This is a genomic window from Yoonia sp. (genome assembly GCF_017854565.1).
Taxonomy (GTDB): domain Bacteria; phylum Pseudomonadota; class Alphaproteobacteria; order Rhodobacterales; family Rhodobacteraceae; genus Yoonia.
In genome coordinates this window covers 40,972-60,817 of record NZ_JAFMHJ010000008.1, presented here as the reverse complement: position 1 = coordinate 60,817, position 19,846 = coordinate 40,972, and the positions used below count along the sequence as shown (strand labels likewise).

At 61.2% G+C, this 19,846-nt stretch carries 18 protein-coding genes and 1 riboswitch; of the genes, 8 read left to right on the top strand and 10 right to left on the bottom strand.

The features are described 5' to 3' along the window. Positions 1–375: 375 nt before the first annotated feature. Genes petA through QZ196_RS05395 form a run of 3 tightly spaced genes read left to right on the top strand, consistent with a single transcriptional unit; the run spans position 376 to position 3,161 of the window. Entirely contained in the window at positions 376–936 is a 561-nt protein-coding gene (gene petA, locus QZ196_RS05405) for a ubiquinol-cytochrome c reductase iron-sulfur subunit (RefSeq protein ID WP_296424697.1), read from the top strand. Positions 937–948: 12 nt separating this feature from the next. After that, positions 949–2,289, top strand: a complete 1,341-nt coding sequence (locus tag QZ196_RS05400) for a cytochrome b N-terminal domain-containing protein (protein WP_296424695.1) — start codon at positions 949–951, stop codon at positions 2,287–2,289. 14 nt (positions 2,290–2,303) lie between these two features. Continuing rightward, positions 2,304–3,161, top strand: a complete 858-nt coding sequence (locus tag QZ196_RS05395) for a cytochrome c1 (protein ID WP_296424693.1) — start codon at positions 2,304–2,306, stop codon at positions 3,159–3,161. A gap of 67 nt (positions 3,162–3,228) precedes the next feature. Here the strand turns inward: QZ196_RS05395 and QZ196_RS05390 are convergent, their stop codons facing one another. From QZ196_RS05390 to thiB, 3 genes are read right to left on the bottom strand one after another with little or no spacing between them, the layout of a single operon-like run. Then, positions 3,229–3,933: an ATP-binding cassette domain-containing protein gene (locus tag QZ196_RS05390; RefSeq protein ID WP_296424691.1), complete on the bottom strand. Its 705-nt coding sequence runs from the start codon at positions 3,931–3,933 to the stop codon at positions 3,229–3,231. Continuing rightward, positions 3,920–5,449: a thiamine/thiamine pyrophosphate ABC transporter permease ThiP gene (locus QZ196_RS05385; protein ID WP_296424690.1), complete on the bottom strand. Its 1,530-nt coding sequence runs from the start codon at positions 5,447–5,449 to the stop codon at positions 3,920–3,922. The genes QZ196_RS05390 and QZ196_RS05385 overlap by 14 nt, the downstream gene beginning before the upstream one ends. Continuing rightward, entirely contained in the window at positions 5,425–6,414 is a 990-nt protein-coding gene (gene thiB / locus QZ196_RS05380) for a thiamine ABC transporter substrate binding subunit (RefSeq protein WP_296424688.1), read from the bottom strand. The genes QZ196_RS05385 and thiB overlap by 25 nt, the downstream gene beginning before the upstream one ends. A gap of 37 nt (positions 6,415–6,451) precedes the next feature. After that, positions 6,452–6,550: riboswitch (TPP riboswitch) on the bottom strand. A gap of 89 nt (positions 6,551–6,639) precedes the next feature. On the opposite strand from thiB, the gene aroC reads away from it, so the two are divergent. Next, the gene (gene aroC, locus QZ196_RS05375; protein ID WP_296424686.1) at positions 6,640–7,743 is read left to right on the top strand and encodes a chorismate synthase; all 1,104 of its coding nucleotides are present in this window, start codon (positions 6,640–6,642) and stop codon (positions 7,741–7,743) included. Between the two features lie 18 nt (positions 7,744–7,761). On the opposite strand, the gene QZ196_RS05370 is transcribed toward aroC, so the two are convergent. The 7 genes from QZ196_RS05370 to QZ196_RS05340 all read right to left on the bottom strand — a co-directional run bounded on the left by QZ196_RS05370 (position 7,762) and on the right by QZ196_RS05340 (position 15,514). Next, positions 7,762–8,622, bottom strand: coding sequence for a DMT family transporter (locus QZ196_RS05370; protein WP_296424684.1), 861 nt, complete (start codon positions 8,620–8,622; stop codon positions 7,762–7,764). Between the two features lie 76 nt (positions 8,623–8,698). After that, positions 8,699–8,989, bottom strand: a complete 291-nt coding sequence (locus tag QZ196_RS05365) for an HU family DNA-binding protein (RefSeq protein ID WP_296424682.1) — start codon at positions 8,987–8,989, stop codon at positions 8,699–8,701. Between the two features lie 133 nt (positions 8,990–9,122). Next, positions 9,123–10,604, bottom strand: coding sequence for an AMP nucleosidase (locus QZ196_RS05360; RefSeq protein WP_296424680.1), 1,482 nt, complete (start codon positions 10,602–10,604; stop codon positions 9,123–9,125). Further along, positions 10,601–12,400, bottom strand: coding sequence for an adenine deaminase (locus QZ196_RS05355; RefSeq protein WP_296424678.1), 1,800 nt, complete (start codon positions 12,398–12,400; stop codon positions 10,601–10,603). The genes QZ196_RS05360 and QZ196_RS05355 overlap by 4 nt, the downstream gene beginning before the upstream one ends. Positions 12,401–12,439: 39 nt before the next feature. After that, entirely contained in the window at positions 12,440–12,919 is a 480-nt protein-coding gene (locus QZ196_RS05350; protein WP_296424676.1) for a TspO/MBR family protein, read from the bottom strand. A 31-nt stretch (positions 12,920–12,950) separates the two neighbouring features. Then, the gene (crtB, locus tag QZ196_RS05345; protein ID WP_296424674.1) at positions 12,951–13,973 is read right to left on the bottom strand and encodes a 15-cis-phytoene synthase; all 1,023 of its coding nucleotides are present in this window, start codon (positions 13,971–13,973) and stop codon (positions 12,951–12,953) included. Beyond that, positions 13,970–15,514, bottom strand: a complete 1,545-nt coding sequence (locus QZ196_RS05340) for a phytoene desaturase (protein ID WP_296424672.1) — start codon at positions 15,512–15,514, stop codon at positions 13,970–13,972. Before QZ196_RS05340 ends, crtB begins: the two co-directional genes overlap by 4 nt. A gap of 129 nt (positions 15,515–15,643) precedes the next feature. Here QZ196_RS05340 and crtA point away from each other — a divergent pair, with 129 nt between their 5' ends. From crtA to bchO, 4 genes are read left to right on the top strand one after another with little or no spacing between them, the layout of a single operon-like run. Further along, on the top strand, positions 15,644–16,345 hold the full coding sequence (gene crtA, locus QZ196_RS05335; protein WP_296424670.1) for a spheroidene monooxygenase: 702 nt from the start codon (positions 15,644–15,646) through the stop codon (positions 16,343–16,345). Then, positions 16,342–17,343 (top strand): magnesium chelatase ATPase subunit I, encoded by a 1,002-nt coding sequence (gene bchI, locus QZ196_RS05330; RefSeq protein ID WP_296424668.1) that lies wholly within the window; start codon positions 16,342–16,344, stop codon positions 17,341–17,343. The genes crtA and bchI overlap by 4 nt, the downstream gene beginning before the upstream one ends. Further along, positions 17,336–18,979, top strand: a complete 1,644-nt coding sequence (locus QZ196_RS05325) for a magnesium chelatase subunit D (protein ID WP_296424666.1) — start codon at positions 17,336–17,338, stop codon at positions 18,977–18,979. The genes bchI and QZ196_RS05325 overlap by 8 nt, the downstream gene beginning before the upstream one ends. 3 nt (positions 18,980–18,982) lie before the next feature. After that, positions 18,983–19,828, top strand: coding sequence for an alpha/beta fold hydrolase BchO (gene bchO, locus QZ196_RS05320; RefSeq protein ID WP_296424664.1), 846 nt, complete (start codon positions 18,983–18,985; stop codon positions 19,826–19,828). Positions 19,829–19,846 lie beyond the last annotated feature (18 nt).

Below are 19,846 nucleotides of genomic sequence, written 5' to 3'. Positions count from 1 at the left end.
TAACATAACAATAAAACACAACGTGAAGTTCAATCAATCGCACCTTTCTGTGTCACCGCTGTCACAAACATCGCTTGTGTGACCGGTCTTTGGGCCGAATTTGGCGGGCCATGACAAAGAATTGATTTTGTCCTTGCCCGTGATTTTGCCAAATCCACCGACGAATCGCCTGCCGCATGGCCCTGTTGCGCCCCTGCGGCGTTCACGATGTCTTCGTTGTTTTCTGCGATCAGCACCGTCAATAACCCCCTGCGCCCGAATGTCCGCTGGACGTCTCAGCATTTGATGGCTAAACACCGCCCGGATAGACGGGTGGCAACATCGGTCTCATTGTTCGTGCGGGCAAAGGCCCACAAAATTTCGGAGATGCACCCCGTGTCACATGCAGACGATCACCAGGGCACACGCCGCGACTTTCTTTATTACGCAACCGCCGGTGCCGGCGCTGTCGTAACGGGCGCGGCTGTCTGGCCCTTGGTTAACCAAATGAACCCATCCGCTGACGTTCTGGCGCTTTCGTCAATTCGCGTCGATATCAGTGCGGTTGAACCCGGAACCCAGCTTACCGTGCTGTGGCAGGGCAAGCCCGTTTTCATCCGCTCGCGTACCGAAGAAGAAATCGCGGCAGCGCGCGCCGTTGATGTCGAAACGCTTCCCGATCCGATGGCGGAAAACGCAAATCTGGTCGGTGAAGCTGCCGCCACCGATGAAAACCGGTCCTTGTCGGAAGACGGCACGTGGTTGGTTCAGATGGGTGTCTGTACGCACCTTGGTTGCGTGCCTCTGGGTGAACAGGGCGATTTCGGCGGCTGGTTCTGCCCCTGCCACGGGTCGCACTACGACACCGCTGGCCGGATCCGCAAAGGGCCCGCGCCGCGCAATCTTCCTATTCCTGTTGCGTCCTTCGTGGACGAAACAACAATTCAACTCGGTTAAGGAGAGAGCGCCATGGCTGGTATCCCCCACGACCATTACGAACCCAAATCAAACGGTGAAAAGTGGCTGAACGCACGTTTGCCCATCGTTGGTTTGCTTTATGACACGCTGATGCTACCCACGCCAAAGAACCTGAACTGGATGTGGATCTGGGGTATCGTTCTGACATTCACGCTGGTGTTGCAGATTGCCACCGGCGTTGTGCTGGTCATGCACTACACACCGCATGTCGACATGGCGTTCAATTCGGTCGAACACATCATGCGCGACGTGAACGGTGGCCATATGATCCGTTATTTCCATACGAATGGTGCGTCACTGTTCTTTGTGGCGGTCTATGCGCACATGTTCCGTTCGCTTTACTATGGGTCCTACAAAGCCCCGCGCGAAGTGACGTGGATCATCGGCATGCTGATGTATCTGATGATGATGGGCACCGCCTTTATGGGTTACGTGCTGCCTTGGGGCCAGATGTCGTTCCACGGCACGGCCGTGATTACCGGCCTGTTCGGCGCCATTCCGTTTATCGGCGAATCGATCCAAACGTGGTTGCTGGGTGCCTCTGCCGTTGGCCAGCCTGCGCTGAACCGCTTCTTCTCGCTGCATTATCTGCTGCCATTTGTCTTGCTTGGCCTGACGATCGTGCACATCTGGGCGTTCCACACGACCGGCAACAACAACCCGACCGGTGTCGAAGTGCGGCGGACATCCAAAGAAGACGCAGCCAAGGACACATTGCCGTTCTGGCCGTACTTCGTGATCAAGGACCTGTTCGCGCTGGCCGTTATTCTGGCCATATTCATGGCGGTTGTCGGCTTTATGCCAAACTACCTGGGCCACCCGGACAACTACATCCCGGCCAACCCTTTGGCGACGCCATCGCACATTGTGCCTGAATGGTACTTCCTGCCATTCTACGCGATCTTGCGGGCCTTTACCGCAGATGTGTGGGTCGTTCAGCTTGTGAACTTCATCAGCTTCGGCATCATCGACGCCAAATTCTTTGGTGTATTGGCGATGTTCGGCGCGATTGCCGTCATGGCGCTGGCGCCTTGGCTGGACACGTCTTCTGTCCGCTCTGCCCGGTATCGTCCGATGCTCAAGTGGTGGTTTGCGCTGCTGGTTGTCGATTTCATCGTGTTGATGTGGGTTGGTGCCATGCCGACGACAGGGATTTACCCGTACATTTCGCTGATCGCGGCAACCTATTGGTTCGGCTACTTCTTGGTGATCCTGCCGCTGTTGGGTGTGATCGAAAAGCCGCTGACACCACCGGCGACCATCGAAGATGATTTCAACGCGCACTACGCGCCGACGGCTGACGGCAAAGCTGCCGCCGCCCCGGCCGAGTGAGAAAGGACAAAGCCATGTTCCGCAAACTCACATTCACCGCCGCCGCAGTGCTTGCCATGACCGCTGTGCAGGTATCGGCGGCCGAAATTGAAACAGAGATCGAGGATTTTGCATTCTCATTCGAAGGGCCGTTCGGCAGCTTCGACCAGATGCAGCTTCAGCGTGGCCTGCAAGTCTACACCGAGATTTGCGCGTCATGTCACGGGCTGGAATTGGTCGCATTCCGCACCCTGCATCAAGAAGGCGGCCCCGCGTTGCCCGAAGATCAGATGCGTGCCTACGCTGAATTTTACGAAGTGTTCGACCAAAGCCTGCTTGGTGGCGAGGGTGACTTCCGCACGGCCACGCCGGCTGATAAATTCCCCGGCTCTGCATTGTCCAACGCGCCTGACCTGTCGCTGATGGCCAAGGCGCGCGCTGGCTTTCACGGGCCTGCCGGTACGGGGATCAGCCAATTCGTGAACGGCATGGGCGGCGCGGAATACATCGCGTCCCTGCTTGCCGGCTACGCCGAAGAACCCGAATGCGCGCTCGAGGGCGAGCCGATGGACGGCTATTATAACGTGGCCTTCGCGCCGGGGGGCTTTCCCGAAAGCTGCATTGATGAACACGGTCACCGCATGGTACCCGGCAGCTGGATCGGCATGCCGCAGCCGCTGTATGGCGACGACGTTGAATATGCCGATGGCCATTCAACAGAGCTGGACCATGTCTCACAGGATGTTTCAGCCTTCCTGATGTGGACTGCAGAACCCAAGATGATGGCCCGCAAGCAGGCTGGCCTGACGGGTGTCATCTTCCTGACGCTCTTGTCCGTGCTGCTGTATCTGACCAACAAACGGATCTGGGCGCCCCATAAGAAAAAGCACTGATCCGCTTTGCAAGATAACACAAAGGCCCGCCCGTTTGGCGGGCCTTTTGCGTGGCGTAAGGTGGGTTTCAACCCACCCTCTTGCCCAGATAATCGGCCAGTGCCTGCGGTGGATGATCAAACAGTGCGGCGGTCGCCACAGGCGCGGCTGCATGCCCATCCGCCACGACCACGACGTCATCCGCGATTCGCTTTGCGTCATCTGGATCATGCGTCACCATCACGACAAGCCGCTCGGGTCCTGCAAGCTTGAGACGCACCAGATCCAGCATCTCGGCCTTCAGGCCCGGCCCCAGCGCAGCAAAGGGTTCATCCAAAAGAACCACGGGCCGATCACCAAGCAGCACACGCGCCAGCGCAGCCCGGCTTTGCTGACCCCCTGACAGGGCACCGGGTTTGCGCCCGCCAAGCCCGGTCAAACCGACGGCATCCAATACCGCAGCAACCTGCGCCTTCTCGGTGTTGGACAGGCGCAATGTGGGCCGCAACGCAAGGCCGACGTTCTGGGCAACCGTCAAATGGGGAAAAAGGTTATTGTCCTGAAACAAGATACTGATCGGGCGCGCACCGGGTGACAGGTCCGTCAAATCTACGCCATCCCATGCGATGTGACCAGCAACGGGGGCCAGAAACCCCGCAAGCGCGGACAAGAGAGTTGATTTGCCAGCACCAGATGGACCAATCAGGGCCGTCACGCGCCCCTTGGGCAACCGAAGATCAGCGCGCAGCGCAAAATCATCCTGCGCCAGTCGCAGCCCATCACATGTCAGCATCGACCCGCCCCCCTCTGTCGCAAATCCAGAACATCAACAGGCTGAGTGCCAGCAAAAGCAACCCCGCCGCCGCCGCGCTTTCCATCCGGTAGGCGCCCATCAGGCGGTACATGGCCAGCGGCAGCGTTTCCTGCGCATCACCGGCAAACAGCGCAATCACGCCCAGATCGCCCATGGATAACGCGGCGGCCAAACCCGCGCCAAATCCCAACGGTCGTGCGATCCGTGGCAAGACCGCAATGCGCAACCATGCCCAGCCGCGCAGGCCCAATGCCGCCCCCAAACGTCCAAAATCCGTCTGTATCCCGGCGACGGCTGGCGCCACGGACCGCAATACAAAAGGCAGCGCCAACGTGGCATTGACCAGCGCCGTCATCGGCAACGCCAACCGGGCCGGGTTCACAAATGGATAAACGATCAAGAACGCACCGGTCCCGACCACCAAACCGGACGCCGCCAACGGCAGTACGCCGATCACCGCAACCGCGCGTCCGCCCCACAGGGCCAACGACAGCGCCATACTGACACACAGCGTGGCCGAAATGGTGGCGACCACAATGGACCGTCCTGCGGCAATCCAGACACTTGCCGGCAAATCCCCAAGCCCCGGTAGCCCGCGCAGCACGATCATCCCCAACGGCACCAGCAAAAATATGGCAGCCAGCCCAATCGCCAGCCCATCCACGATCGCCCGGCCCCGGTCCCAGCGCTGCACGACGCGGTCAAACCCGGCGCCCATCGCGTCTTGTCCGGTTATCCGCCAGACGACAACGGCAGCCCCCGCACACAGCGAAAATTGCACGCAGGCAAGCAGCGCCGCGCGCCCCAGATCAAAATCAAACCGCAGCGCCTGATAGATCGCCAGCTCGACCGTAGTGGCCCTTGGCCCGCCGCCCAAGGTCAGCGCCACAGCAAAGCTGGTCAGGCAAATCAGAAACACGACCAGAAACACACCCGGCCCAACGGCCCGCAGCATCGGCCATTCCAACAAACGGCCAACGGGCGCATTCAGCGTGGCCGCCAGCCTGAACCGTTCGGCGGGGATGGCCAGCCAGCCCTGCAAGATCAGGCGCGTGGCAAGCGGCAGGTTGAAAAACACATGGGCCAGAACAACGCCGTGAAATCCATAGACCGACAGCGGCGCGAACCCCAGCGCGCCAAGGCCCGCATTCAAGATGCCGCCGCGCCCAAAGACCGACAGCAGGCCCAGCACGGCCACAATCACCGGCAGCAGGAACGGCGCGCCGAGAAGCGTGATCAGTACCTGCCGCCCGGCAAAACGCCGCCGCGCCAGTGCGCGGGAGACCGGAATGGCAAGAAGGACGCTCAGACCGGCGGAAACCACGGCCTGCAACACGGTGAATCGGATCGCGGCCCAATCCGCTGTGGAAAGGCCGCCGTCCCACTGCGCGCGCAGTGCCACAGCGGCCAATGTGCCCAGCGTCAGCACAAGCACCAGCGCCCCAGTCAGGGCGCCGGGCCAGCGCGGGGTTACTGCGAAAGCGCCGCGCGCCATTCGTCAACCGCCACATCGCGGACGGCCGCCGCATCCTGTGGTGAAAACAACAATGCTTTTTGCGGGGTCAGCAGCGTGTCAAACCCATCGGGCAGACCTGCGCTTGGCGTGGCCGCCGGATACATCCAGTTGGTCGTGGGGATCACGCCTTGGAACGCGTCCGACACCATGAACGCCATGAACTGATCGGCCAGTGCGGGCTGGTCGGTGCCTGCCAGCTTTCCGGCAACCTCGACCTGCATATAGTGGCCTTCGTCGAAGCCCCACGCGACCTTACTGGCGTCTTCTTCGGCGATCAGATGGTAGGCGGGCGATGTGGTATAAGACAGCACCGCATCGGCTTCGCCATCCAAGAACAGGCCATATGCCTCGGACCAGCCGGGCGTGACGGTGACAATATTGTCGGCCAGATCGGCCCAAACCGATGCCGCAGCATCGCCATACGCGGCTTTGACCCACATCAGCAGGCCCAGACCGGGGGTAGACGACCGGGGGTCCTGAATAACGATTTTCACATCGCTCGCTGCCAGCGCCTGCAATGATGTCGGCGCCGCCGCCCCGACATTCCCGACAAAGGCAAAGTAACCCCAGTCAAACGGCAGAAACGTGGTGTCGGTCCACGCGACGGGCAGATCAAGGGTTGCATCCACATCATGCGGTGCAAACAGGCCGGTCGCGCGGGCAGCGTGCGTCAGATTGGTATCAAGTCCCAGCACGATATCCGCGTCGGTGCTTGGCCCTTCCAGTTGCAGGCGCGCCAACAGCGCGGCACCGTCGCCGGCACCCACAAACTGCAGGTCACAGGCGCAAACCGCTTCAAACGCGGCCTCGACGGCGGGGCCGGGTCCCCATTCGCTGGTAAAGCTATCATAGGTCAGTACTTGCAGCACCGGGGTCTCGGCCAATGCGCCTGTGGCACAAAGGGCAAGTCCCGCGACAGCTGGCAGAAAGAGTGGGTTATGCATCTTATCCTCCAAATGCGACGGGCGGATTGGGGGGATAGCGCGATGGCCATACCTTCCCTCCGCCGGTCTTAACCGGTTCAGGTTCAACGGGTCCGCTTGCGCATCTCAGCCAATAAAGGCCCCCCGAGGTACATCTTAGCTAGGGTGGATTGCGCGCAGTGACAAGGGAAACCTCTTGAGCCTGATTGTCGCGGGGGCTAGACCCTGCATGCAAAGGGGATACTCATGTCGATCAACAGCTTCGGTCACCTGTTCCGGTTCACCACCTGGGGCGAAAGCCACGGACCCGCCCTGGGGGCCACCGTCGATGGCTGCCCGCCGGGTATCCCGCTTGACGTGGCGATGATCCAGCAGTGGCTGAATAAACGTCGCCCCGGCCTGAACAAGAACACGACGCAGCGTCAAGAAGCGGATGAAGTCGAAATTCTGTCGGGCGTGTTTGACGGGCAAACGACCGGCACCCCGATTCAACTGATGATCCGCAATACCGACCAGCGGTCAAAGGATTATGGCGATATCGCCAATACTTTCCGTCCTGGTCACGCCGATATCACCTATCACCAAAAATATGGTATCCGCGATTATCGTGGCGGCGGCCGGTCGTCGGCGCGTGAAACGGCATCTCGGGTGGCCGCCGGTGGTGTCGCGCGCGAGGCGATCAACGCGATTGCCCCCGGTGTGCAGATCAAAGGCTATATGACCCAGATGGGCACGAAGCAGATTGACCGTGACCGGATGGATTGGGACCAGATCGACCAGAACGACTTTTTTTGCCCCGACGCGCAGGCTGCAGGTGAATGGGAAGAATATCTGCAATGGCTGCGCAAGGATGACCACAATTCCGTCGGGGCCATCATCGAGGTGGTCGCGCGTGGCGTGCCCGCCGGGATCGGCGCCCCCGTCTATGCCAAGTTAGACACCGATCTATCCGCCGCGATGATGTCGATCAACGCCGTGAAAGGTGTTGAAATCGGCGAAGGCATGGCGGCGGCCGCCCTGACCGGACGCGATAACGCGGACGAGATTTTCATGGGGCCGAATGGGCCGGAGTATTCATCCAACCACGCGGGTGGAATCCTCGGCGGGATCAGCACCGGTCAGGACATCGTGGTGCGCTTTGCCGTAAAGCCGACATCGTCGATCCTGTCGCCGCGCAAATCCATCCGCATGGACGGCACCCCGATCGAGGTGATTACCAAAGGTCGCCATGACCCCTGCGTCGGCATTCGCGCTGTCCCTGTGGGCGAGGCGATGATGGCCTGCGTGATTTTGGATCATCTGTTGCTGGATCGTGGCCAGACAGGCGGCGTGCGTGGGTCCATCGGGTAGGGTGGATTTCAATCCACCTTACGTTTTTGAAAGCTGCACAGCCAAAATGCCGCCTGCGATGATCGCGACGCCGATCACATCCAGCACGCCGATCGTTTCCCCCAAAACAACAGCCGCAATCGCCACACCAAGGAACGGATTGAGAAAGTGAAAGGTGGATGCCTTTACCGTCCCGATCCGACCCACCAACAAGAACCACACCAGCGTCGCCGCCAACCCCGGCACCAGCGTGGTATAGATGAACGCGACCACCAGCTGCCAGTTCCACGTCACTGCAAATGTTTCAAACGCAAGCGCCGGACCCCACAGCAGCGCACTGCCCACCAGCATTTGCAGCCCGACAATCATCAGCACATTGCCCCCCGATGATGCGCCCAGCACCGCCAGCGTCGCCGCCGTAAGCGAGATAACCCCGATCACAAGCAGCATCAGACCAAACGGATCGACGCCCCCCTGCAACCGCGCCCCCATGATCAGCGTCACACCGATCACGCCTGCGATCAGCCCGGCAATGCCCAGTGGCCGTACTTTGGTGCCAAGCACGACCCAGCCGGCAAGGGCCACCAACAGTGGCATCGTCGACGCGATAATCGCGGCCAGCGACGCCTGAACCGTCTGCATCGCGACAAAGTTCAGACCCAGATACAGCGCGTTCTGACAGACCCCAAAGACCAGCACGCCCAGCCATTGTCGGCGGCTTAACCGCGCCGATTGGCCCAGCGCCCATGCGATCACGACACCCAATATCCCCGATATCAGAAACCGCAGCGCCAATGCCGTCAGCGGTGGCGCGTATTCTACGATGACCCGCGCCGACGTGAACGCCGAAGACCACATTGCGGCAAAGGCCAGCCCCATGAAGATTGCTTTGATATCCATAGTGCCTCACGCAAAAAGGGCCGCCCGTTTGGGGCGACCCTTTCTTAATCCTGCATCCGGCACAAGGCCCGATGGCTTAGCCGTTGACGCTGTCTTTCAGTGCCTTGGCGATTGTCATTTTGACAACCTTGTCGGCGTCTTTCTTGATCTGCTCACCCGTTGCAGGGTTGCGGACCATGCGCTCTGGGCGCTCGCGGCAATAAATTTTGCCAACACCGGGAAGGGTCACGGCACCGCCGCCTGCAACTTCTTTGGTGATGATACCGGTCACGGCATCAAGAGCAGACCCTGCTGCTTTTTTGTCCATGCCTGTTTCTTCGGCAAGTGCAGCAACAAGCTGCGCTTTCGTCATTGGTTTTGTCGCCATTTTTCTGGTCTCCCTCGTTCGCCCGCTCTATGGGGCCTCTACCTGCATATTTAACGGTATGTAGTGGCACACCACAACTGTTAGTGTCGCATTACAAGGGAAAACTGCATGATTTCGGGCGTTCTTCATCGCATTACAGGAAAGCTGTCTCTTCAAAGCTACGCAATTTGCGACTGTGGATGCGTTCCAGTGGCATTTCGCGCAGTCGCTCCATCGCGCGAATACCGATCATCAGGTGTGCGGCGACCTGTGTTTTGTAGAATTCAGACGCCATTCCGGGCAATTTCAACTCTCCGTGCAGCGGTTTGTCACTGACACAAAGCAATGTCCCATAAGGCACCCGGAACCGAAAACCGTTGGCGGCAATCGTGGCGCTTTCCATGTCCAGCGCGATGGCCCGCGACTGTGACAGCCGTTGCACCGGGCCTGCCTGCTCGCGCAGTTCCCAGTTGCGGTTGTCGATCGTGGCCACCGTTCCTGTCCGCATGATCCGCTTCAGCTCGTACCCCTCAAGCTCGGTCACGTCAGCCACGGCTGTTTCCAGCGCGATCTGAATTTCCGCCAGCGCCGGGATTGGCACCCAGATCGGCAGATCATCGTCCAGCACGTGATCTTCGCGCAGATATGCGTGCGCCAGCACAAAATCCCCCAGACGCTGCGAATTGCGCAGGCCCGCGCAATGCCCCACCATCAGCCACGCATGCGGGCGCAGCACCGCGATGTGATCCGTCGCGGTCTTGGCGTTTGACGGGCCGACGCCGATATTTACCAACGTGATCCCCGCACCGCCCGCGCGCTTCAGGTGGTACGTCGGCATCTGCGGCAGCTTGGCGGGCAACGGCAGCGGCGCATCAGCCTGCGTAATTTCGACATTTCCGGTGCTGACAAAACTGGTATATCCGCTGTCGGGATCGGCCAGCATGTGACGGGCATAGGCCTCGAACTCTTCCACATAGAACTGGTAGTTCGTGAACAGGATATGGTTCTGGAAATGCTCGGCCGCGGTGGCGGTATAGTGCGAAAGCCGGGCAAGCGAATAGTCTATCCGCTGCGCCGTGAACGGCGCAAGCGGCCTTGCGCCATCAGGATAGACAAACCCCGCACCATTCACGATGTCATCATGCGTCGTGCTAAGGTCCGGAACGTCGAAATTATCGCGCAGATTGAATTCCATCGACCCATCTTGCGGCACCATGACCGACGGGTCATTCGCCACCGCGAAATGCACGGGCATCACAGTGTCGGACGTTCCAATGATCACCGGGACGCCATGGCTGGCGATCAAAAGAGCGATCTGTTGTTCAAGATACGCGGCAAATAAATCAGGTCGCGTCACCGTTGTTGCATAAACGCCCGGTTCGGCCACATGCCCAAACGACAATCGGCTGTCCGTCTTGGCATGGGTTGTCGTGGTCAGCCGAATTTCGGGGTAATACGCACGCACCCGCGTTTCGGGCTGGCCATGCGCCACGGCGGCGGTGAAATGTTCGCTGAGAAACCCAATCGCGGTGGTGTATAATTCCTGTAGCCGCGCCACGGCCTTGGCCGCATCGCTAAAGGCTTCGGCGGCGGGCACATCGGGTGTCCTGATCATTATCTTCTGCTCGACATTCATGAGCGTTCCTCAAAAAGTTCCGTTATTTCGAATTTCGTGACATCTACCAGCCCCAGATCAGAAATCCGCAACGCCGGGATGACAACAAGCGCCAAAAGCGAATGTTGCATATACGCATTGTTCAGCGTGCAACCACAGGCGGCCATCGCCGCGACCATCTGGTCGGCCTTCGCGGCCACCTCGGCGGCAGGACGATCCGACATCAGCCCGGCAATCGGCAGTTCCACCAGCGCCAGCTCTGCGCCGTCTTTCCACACGGTCACGCCGCCGCCAACCACACCGAGCCGGTTCGCGGCCTGCGCCATCATCGCGCGATCGGTGCCGACGACAATCATATGGTGACTGTCATGCGCGACGGTCGAGGCCATTGCCATCCGCCCGGTATAGCCAAACCCCGAGACAAAGCCGTTTACAACGCCGCCCGTGCCCCGGTGCCGTTCCACCAAGGCAATCTGATAGGTGTCGCCTTGCCCCTCGACCAGCCCATCCACAACAGGCAGCTCGGCTGTCAGGGCCTCGGTCGGGGCCTGATTTTCCACAACGCCAATCACCTTGGCCGTCACGGTGTTCGCCCCTTGGGGTGCCGCGATCCCAAAATCCGCAGCGCCCAGCGTCTTGCCCATCCGTACCGTCTGGCGCGCATCGGCGGGCCAGTCGTAATGCGGGCAAGCCACGGTAATCGTGCCATCCACCGCCACCGTTTGCCCGCGCGCGATCACATGTTCAATCGGCAGGGTCGTCAGATCCGATGTCAGGATCACATCCGCCCGGCGCCCCGGCGCAATTGATCCCAGCTCGCGCTCCAGCCCGAAATGCGTTGCGGTATTGATCGTCGCCATCTGCAACGCGATCAGCGGATCACAGCCACAGTCAATCGCATGGCGCACGACCCGGTTCATATGCCCGTCGTTAACCAGCGTCCCCGAATGGCAATCATCGGTACACAGGATAAAGTTGCGCGGATCAAGGCCGCGTTCCGTCACGGCCGTAATCTGGCTTTTGACATCGTACCATGCGGACCCAAGCCGCATCATCGACTTCATCCCCAAACGGACACGTGCAATCGCATCCGCTTCGGCGGTGCCTTCGTGATCATCCGCAGGGCCACCGGCCACATAGGCGGCAAACGCATTGCCCTTATCGGGGCTGGCGTAATGCCCGCCTACCGTCTTGCCCGCGTTCATCGTCGCCGCCATTTCGGCCAGCATCTGTGGGTCGCCATTGATCACACCGGGGAAATTCATCATCTCGCCCAAGCCGATGATTCCGGGCCAGCCCATCGCCTCGGCGACATCATCGGCTGAAATCTCAAATCCGGTCGTCTCCAGTCCGGGTGCGGACGGCGCGCAGGACGGCATCTGCGTATAGATGTTGACCGGCTGCATCTGCGCCTCGTCATGCATCATCCGCACACCGCGCAGGCCCAGCACGTTGGCAATCTCGTGGGGGTCGGTGAACATCGTCGTCGTGCCGTGCGGGATCACTGCCGCGGCAAATTCAGCCGGTGTCAGCATCCCGCTTTCGATATGCATGTGCCCGTCGCACAGGCCGGGAATCAGATAGCGGCCATCGGCCTCGATCACCTGCGTGTCAGGCCCGATGCAATGGCCGGCATCCGGCCCGACATAGGCAAAGCGGCCATCGGCAATCGCCACCTGCCAGCCGTCCAGCACCTCGCGGGACTGCACGTTGACCAGCGCGCCACCGCGAATAACCATATCCGCCGGTGCGCGCCCCGCAGCAACAGCGACCAGACGGGGGGCCGCTTCGGCCCAAGATTTAATGTGATGTTCCATCCGCAAAATTGTCACCCTTTGCGGTGACGTTCAAGGGGGTCACAGCTTGCCAATCGCCAAGGGCTGCTGATCGGGGTTCAGCCGCGCGACCGACAGGTTCAAAGCTGCCGCAATCGTGACCCACAACAAATAGGGTGCAAACGCCAACCCGGCCCAGAAATCCAACTGCCAGTGCGTGATCGTCGCCCCCAGCACCGCAACCCAAAGCGCGGCCATGATCGGCAATGACCCTCTGAGCTGGCGCAAGCCAAAGAACACCGGCGTCCATAGCGCATTGAACGCGATCTGCATGGCCCAAAACGCCATTGCATAGGCGCTGCCCTCCAACACCGCGACCCGCGCGCCCGCAACGGAAATCAGCACGTAAATCGACGTCCAAACCACCGGGAACACCCAGTTCGGCGGCACCCATGATGGCTTTTTCAGCGACTTGTACCAGTCACCCGTCGGGAATAACGCCCCAGTCGCCCCAGCGCCGAATGTCGCGGCAAGAAAGATGAGAAATAGAAAAATATCCATGAACGGTCCCTTTCACAGTGACCCATGCAATCTAGGCCAGCGGGCGATCGGTTCCAAGGCCCGCTTCACGCGCCTTGAGTTCCGCAAGTATCGCCAGCACGGCCTGCGACCGCCCCGTCTGCGGTTTGGCGCGCCCTGCGGCATCAACCAGAAACGCGACCTCGTCCAGCGGTGGCGCATAAATCACGGCGGATCGTGGCATCACCATCGAAAACGCCGTCCGCGCCCCCGATTGCGCGATCCAACCCAGCTTTTGCCGGGTCGAGGTCCGCGCCCGCATTGAAATACTGTCATAGCCGTTGCGGCGCACCTGCGCCCCGATCCCCCCATAAATCAACCGCGCCGCCCAAATGCCCAGCCGGGCATTGCGTGGCAGGGCATTGATCCCGGCCTCTGACCGCCAGTACAACCGATCGGCCTCGCGCAGCAGTCGCTTGACCATCACGCGCACGGCGTCCGTCGGCAGCGGCTCGCGGACAAAATTCAGCGGATCAATCCCCGTTTCGGCCAGCCACTCCAGCGGCAGATAAATCCGGCCCATCCGTGCATCTTCGCCGACATCGCGCGCGATATTGGTCAGCTGCATCGCAACACCCAGATCACAGGCGCGGGCCAGCGTATCTGGATCACGCACATGCATCAGCACACACATCATCGCACCCACGGCACTGGCGACGCGTGCGGAATAGTCTCTGACGCCGCTTAAGCTGTCATAACGCCGCTCTGCGGCGTCCCATGCCAGCCCTTCAAGCAAGGCTTCGGGCAACGCGCGCGGCATTCCGAAATCTTCGACAATCGCGGCGAACGCGCGGTCCTCCGGGGCGTTGCGGGGCTTGCCGGCATACGCCAGATCAAGCCGCTCCTGCAGCCGCAAAACCGCGCCCGCCTGATGCGTGCCCTCGTCAACCTCATCGTCGGCCAACCGGCAGAACGCATACAGCGCCAGCGCCGGATCGCGCACCTTGGCGGGTAGCAATCTGGACGCGGCATGAAATGACAGCGACCCATGGCGGATCGCCGCGCGGCAGTGTTCCAGATCATCGGGTCCGATCATTCCGCCGCCACCTTCATCTTTGCTGCCATAGGCGCGTCCGGCACCAGTTTTCCCAGCACCTCTGCGCTGGAAATCACGCCCGGCACCCCGGCACCGGGATGCGTGCCCGCGCCCACCAGATACAGCCCCTTGGCCTCTTCACTGACATTATGCGGTCGAAACCAGGCAGATTGTAAAATCCGCGGCTCAATCGAAAATCCCGACCCATTGGGCGATAGATACCGATCCCGAAAGTCCGCGGGCGTCAGAACCATCTCGGTCGTGATGCGCGCCGCAAAGCCCGGTATCGTCTTTGCGACCTCGGCCTGCACCTTGGCCTTGTAGGCGGCACATGCGCTGTCCCAATCGACCGGATTGGCGAACCCCAAATGCGGGACGGGTGACAGCACGTAAAAGGTATCATCGCCCGCAGGTGCTGCACTGGGATCAGTCCGCGAAGGGCGATGGATATAAAGACTCATATCGTCCGACAGCTTGCCCTTGATAAAGATATCCCGCAGCAAACCTTCGTATCTGGGCGCATTGGTGATCGTATGATGGCCCACGTCGGGCCACATATCCGCCGTGCCCTTGGTGCCGAAATACCAAACAAAAAGCCCCATCGACCAGCGCCGCGAAGCCAGTTTCCTGTCGGTCCAGCGCTTGCGCGGCAGATTGCGCAACAGCCGCTGGTACGTGTGCCCCGCATCGGCATTGCTGATCACCAAAGGGGCGTAAATCACCTCTTCATCGACCAGCCGCACACCCCACGCGGCACCATCGCTGACCAAAATCTCATCCACCTCGACACCGTGGCGCACGCGCCCGCCCTGTGCCGCGATCACCTTGACCATCGCATCGGCAATCGCCTGCACCCCGCCCATCGCGTAATGCACGCCAAATTCCTTTTCGAGATACGCGACAAGCGAATACATGGCCGTCACATGCATCGGGTCGCCACCGATAAATAGCGGGTGAAACGACAATGCCATGCGCAGCCGGGCATCCTTGACCCGGGCCTTTGCCAAACCCAGAATCGACCGATCCGCCCGCAGCATCGCAAACGTCGGCAGAACCTTGATCGTCTCCCACAGCTTATGCATTGGCTTGGCCACCATGCCCTCGAACCCGACCTTGTAGCACGTCTCGCTATCTCGCAAGAACCGCCGATACCCCTTTACGTCACCGGGGCTTAGCCGGGCCACCTCTGCCAGCATCGCATCGGTGTCCTGCCGCGCGGTGAAACGCGACCCGTCCTGCCAGCGCACCTCATAGAATGGATCCATCGGGCGCAGATCGACATCGTGATGAAAATCCCGCCCGCACGCGCGCCACAAATCCTCGTAAACCTGCGGCACGGTAATAATCGTCGGCCCCAGATCGAATCGGTGCCCGTCCTGCGTCACCGACGATCCGCGCCCGCCGGGCCGATCCAGCCGGTCCAGAACCGTGACCGCATATCCCTTGGCGCCAAGCCGCATTGCTGCCGCCAAACCACCAAGACCCGCGCCGATGACAATCGCCGCATTCTCTTTGCTCTGATCGTGATGATGTGTCTGCATAAACCAACCCTAGTAGTGTAAGTCTAAGTTGACAATTATTATTGCCAATGCATTTGTAAAGAACAAGGAAGCCTTCACTTACCTAAAGCTGTATGTCAGACTAAGTTGACACTAACCAAGGTTTTGCCCGTGCCGCAGATCGTCAGCCTTTCCTTTTACCGCTTTGCCGGTCCGCTTGCGCGGCTCTGGGCATTGGGCATGATGGGAGCGGCGCGTCTACCGCTGTCGCGTACGCCCGACATCGGCTTCTGGAAACTGTGCGGGTCTGGCGCCGGGGAAGGTTTCACGCCGTTTCCCAACACTGCCGTCTACGCCATCCTTGCCACATGGCCTGACGCGGAAACGGCGCGGGCGCGGACCAGAACAGGCGTCTTCGCCCGCTATATCCGCCGCGCCACCGAAGACTGGACCGTATTTCTGCAACCGACAGCCGCACGCGGCCAATGGGCGGGGCAAACCCCCTTTATCCCCAGCCTCGGCGCCACCGCCGGACCCCTTGCCGCGCTGACCCGTGCCACGATCAAACCCCGTATCCTTGCGCGTTTCTGGGGCCGCGTTCCCCGGATATCGGACATGATCGGCCGCGACCCCAACGTCGCCTTCAAGATCGGCATCGGCGAGGTGCCGATGCTGCATCAGGTCACCTTTTCCATCTGGCCATCCGAAACCGCAATGGCAGGTTTCGCCCGCACCGGCCCCCACGCTGACGCCATCCGTGCCGTCCGCGACCAAGGCTGGTTTCGCGAGGAACTTTATGCCCGCTTTGCCGTCCACTCCGATCATGGCACATGGAACGGCACATCCCCCCTCGCAAAACTGGAGGCCGCATGACCCCATTTCCCTTTTCTGCCATCGTCGGTCAGGACGAAATGAAACAGGCGATGATCCTGACAGCCATCGACGCCAGCATTGGCGGCGTGCTGGTTTTCGGTGATCGGGGCACCGGCAAATCCACTGCCGTGCGTGCCTTGGCCGCGCTTTTGCCGCCGATCAATGCGATCAAGGGCTGCCCTGTGAACAGTGAACGGGCCGAAAATGTGCCTGACTGGGCCATGTTAGACACAAAAGCGCTGCATGAAACGCCCACGCCTGTCGTTGATCTGCCGCTGGGTGCGACCGAAGATCGGGTGACCGGTGCGCTGGATATCGAAAAGGCGCTGACCAAAGGCGAAAAGGCATTTCAGCCGGGCCTGCTTGCGCGCGCGAACCGTGGCTATCTTTATATAGACGAGGTGAATCTGCTCGAAGATCACATCGTCGATCTGCTTCTCGATGTCGCGCAATCGGGTGAAAACGTGGTCGAACGCGAAGGCCTGTCGATCCGGCATCCCGCGCGCTTTGTCCTCGTCGGCTCTGGCAACCCCGAAGAGGGAGAGTTGCGCCCGCAACTGCTTGATCGCTTTGGCCTGTCGGTCGAGGTCGCGTCGCCAAAAGACATCGCAACCCGTGTCGAAGTAATGAAGCGCCGCGATGCGTTTGAAAACGACAACGCGGCCTTCATGTTGCGCTGGCAGGCCGAAGATGCCGCGATCCGCGATCGTATCTTGACGGCGCGCAAGGCTCTGACACGCCTCACAACGCCCGAAAAGGCCCTGCATGATGTGGCCGCGCTTTGCCTTGCTCTTGGCTCCGATGGGTTGCGGGGCGAGCTGACCTTGCTCAAGGCCGCCCGCGCCTTTGCCGCTTGGCGTGATGACACGGCGCTGACCCGCGCCCATATACGTGCAGCCGCGCCGATGGCCCTGCGCCACCGCTTGCGCCGCGATCCGTTGGACGAGGCGGGCAGCGGCACCCGCGTCATCCGCGTCGTGGAAGAAGTCCTTGCCTAGCGCCAACTGGACCCGCGCCACGCTTGCGCTGCAATTGCTGGCGATTGACCCGGCACTTGGCGGGATGCGCGTCCGCGCCCGGTCTGGCCCGGTCCGTGACCAGTTGATGCAATGGGTCGATCCGAACGCCAGAAAATTGCATCCCGCGATTTCGGACGATGCGCTTTTTGGCGGGCTAGACCTGTCTGCAACGCTCGCAACGGGGCATGTTGTGCAGGAACAGGGTCTACTTGCGACGCCCGGCGCGCTGATCTTGACCATGGCGGAACGGGTGTCTACTGCGCTCGCGGCGCGGCTTGCCTTGACGCTGGATCGCAGTAAAATCCACAGCCTGATCGCGCTTGACGAAGGCACCGCGCCGGACGAGATGCTGAACCCAAAGCTGGCGGAACGCCTTGCGTTCGACGCCGATCTTTCCGACATCGGCATCCATGATACCGGGCCAAGCGAATGCCCCGATCTGGCCGCGGCGCAGCATCGCCTGCCAACGGTCACGCACGATCCCGACATCTTGCTGCAAATCGCGACCATCGCTGCGCAATGCGGGATCGACAGCGTGCGTGCGCCCTTGTTTACGCTGCGCGCCGCGCTGGCACATGCAGCGCTTTCGGGCCATGTTAGTGTCACATCGGCTGATCTGGAAATCGCCTGCGCCCTGACGCTGGCCCACCGTGCGACCCAATTCCCCGACACTCCAGCCGAAGAGGTGCCGGAACCAGACGCGCCGCCCGCTGACACCCGATCCGACCGCGATGATCCAAATACGCCGGACCTGCCCGACGACCTGCTGCTTGATGCGGTAAAGGCGCTGTTGCCTGACAATCTGCTGGAACGGCTAGCTGCGCAAAAGGCCCGGAAGGGCCGCGGCAACGGGACCGGTGCGGCCCGCAAAGGTAACCGGCGCGGCAGGCCGCTGTCATCGCGCGCCGGCAAAATCTGCGATGGCGCGCGGATTGATATCATCAGCACCCTGCGCGCCGCCGCCCCATTGCAGACAATCCGTAAACACGCCAGCGGGCGCGACGGGTTGCACATCCGTCCTGCGGACATCCGGCTGAAACGGTTCGAAGAACGCTCTGACCGGCTGCTGATCTTCGCGGTTGACGCGTCCGGCTCGGCCGCACTTAGCCGTCTGGCCGAGGCGAAAGGCGCCGTCGAACTGCTTCTGGCACAGGCCTATGCCCGCCGCGATCATGTGGCGCTGGTCGCCTTTCGCGGCACCAAGGCCGAGCTTTTGCTGCCGCCCACCCGGTCACTCGTCCAGACCAAACGGCGGCTTGCGGCTTTGCCCGGCGGCGGCGGCACGCCGTTGGCCGCTGGCATGGTCACGGCCTTTGATCAGGCAACACAGGCCCGACGGCGCGGCCTGACGCCCACAATCGCGATCCTTACCGACGGGCGGGCCAATATCGCGCTTGATGGGACAGCGAACCGCAAGCTGGCCGCCACCGATGCGCAACACATCGCGCGCGTCCTGCGCAGTCAGGGTATTGATGCGCTGGTCATCGACACCGGGAACCGGCCCGAACCGGCGCTGCGCGCCCTTGCGGCAACGCTGAACGCCCCGTATCTGCCGCTGCCGCGCGCCGACGCGCAGCGCTTGTCGCAATCCGTCGCCGCCGTCCTTGGCGACTGAACGATGCGTTGGCCCCCAGATCAGCAGACTTGGCCGCTTGCCCGGTATTCGCGCCAGATCCTGTGTCGGCCCCACCGCTGGCATGTGCAGGAACACGGCGCTGGTGATACAATCCTGCTGATCCACGGGGCGGGCGGTGCCACCCAAAGCTTTCGCAACCTGTTTCCCCTGCTGGCCCAGAATCACCACGTTATCGCTGTCGATCTGCCGGGGCAGGGGTTCACCCAATGTGGCGCGCAACACCGCTGCGGGCTTGATCACATGGCCCAGGATCTGGTGGCGCTCTGCCGTCATGAAAACTGGGAACCGGCGCTGATCGTTGGCCATTCGGCGGGGGTGCCGATTGCGTTGCGGATGTGGGAACTGGGCGTGCGGCCCCTTCGCGGGATCGTTGGGATCAACGCGGCCTTGGGCACCTTCAAAGGGGTGGCGGGCTGGCTGTTTCCGATGATGGCCAAAGTCTTGGCGGCAACTCCCTTCAGCGCACGGATCTTTGCGGCGACGACAACGCGCAATTCCGTGCGCACCCTGATCCAAGGCACCGGATCAACGCTGGATGAAGCCGGTATCGACCTTTACTATCGGCTCGCGACGGACCGCGCACATGTCGATGCGACCCTGGCGATGATGGCGCAATGGTCGCTGGACGGGTTGCTGGCGCGGCTGGGTCGCATTGACGCGCCCGTGCATCTGATCACCGGGCTTGGCGACAAATCTGTCCCGCCCCAAACCAGCCGGGATGCGGCTGCCCTGCTTGCCAATGCGCGGCTGACAGAGCTGCCCCACCTTGGCCACCTCGCCCACGAAGAGGATGCGGCGACAATTGCCGCATTGATCACGGCGACATGAAAAAAGGCCGCCAGAGCA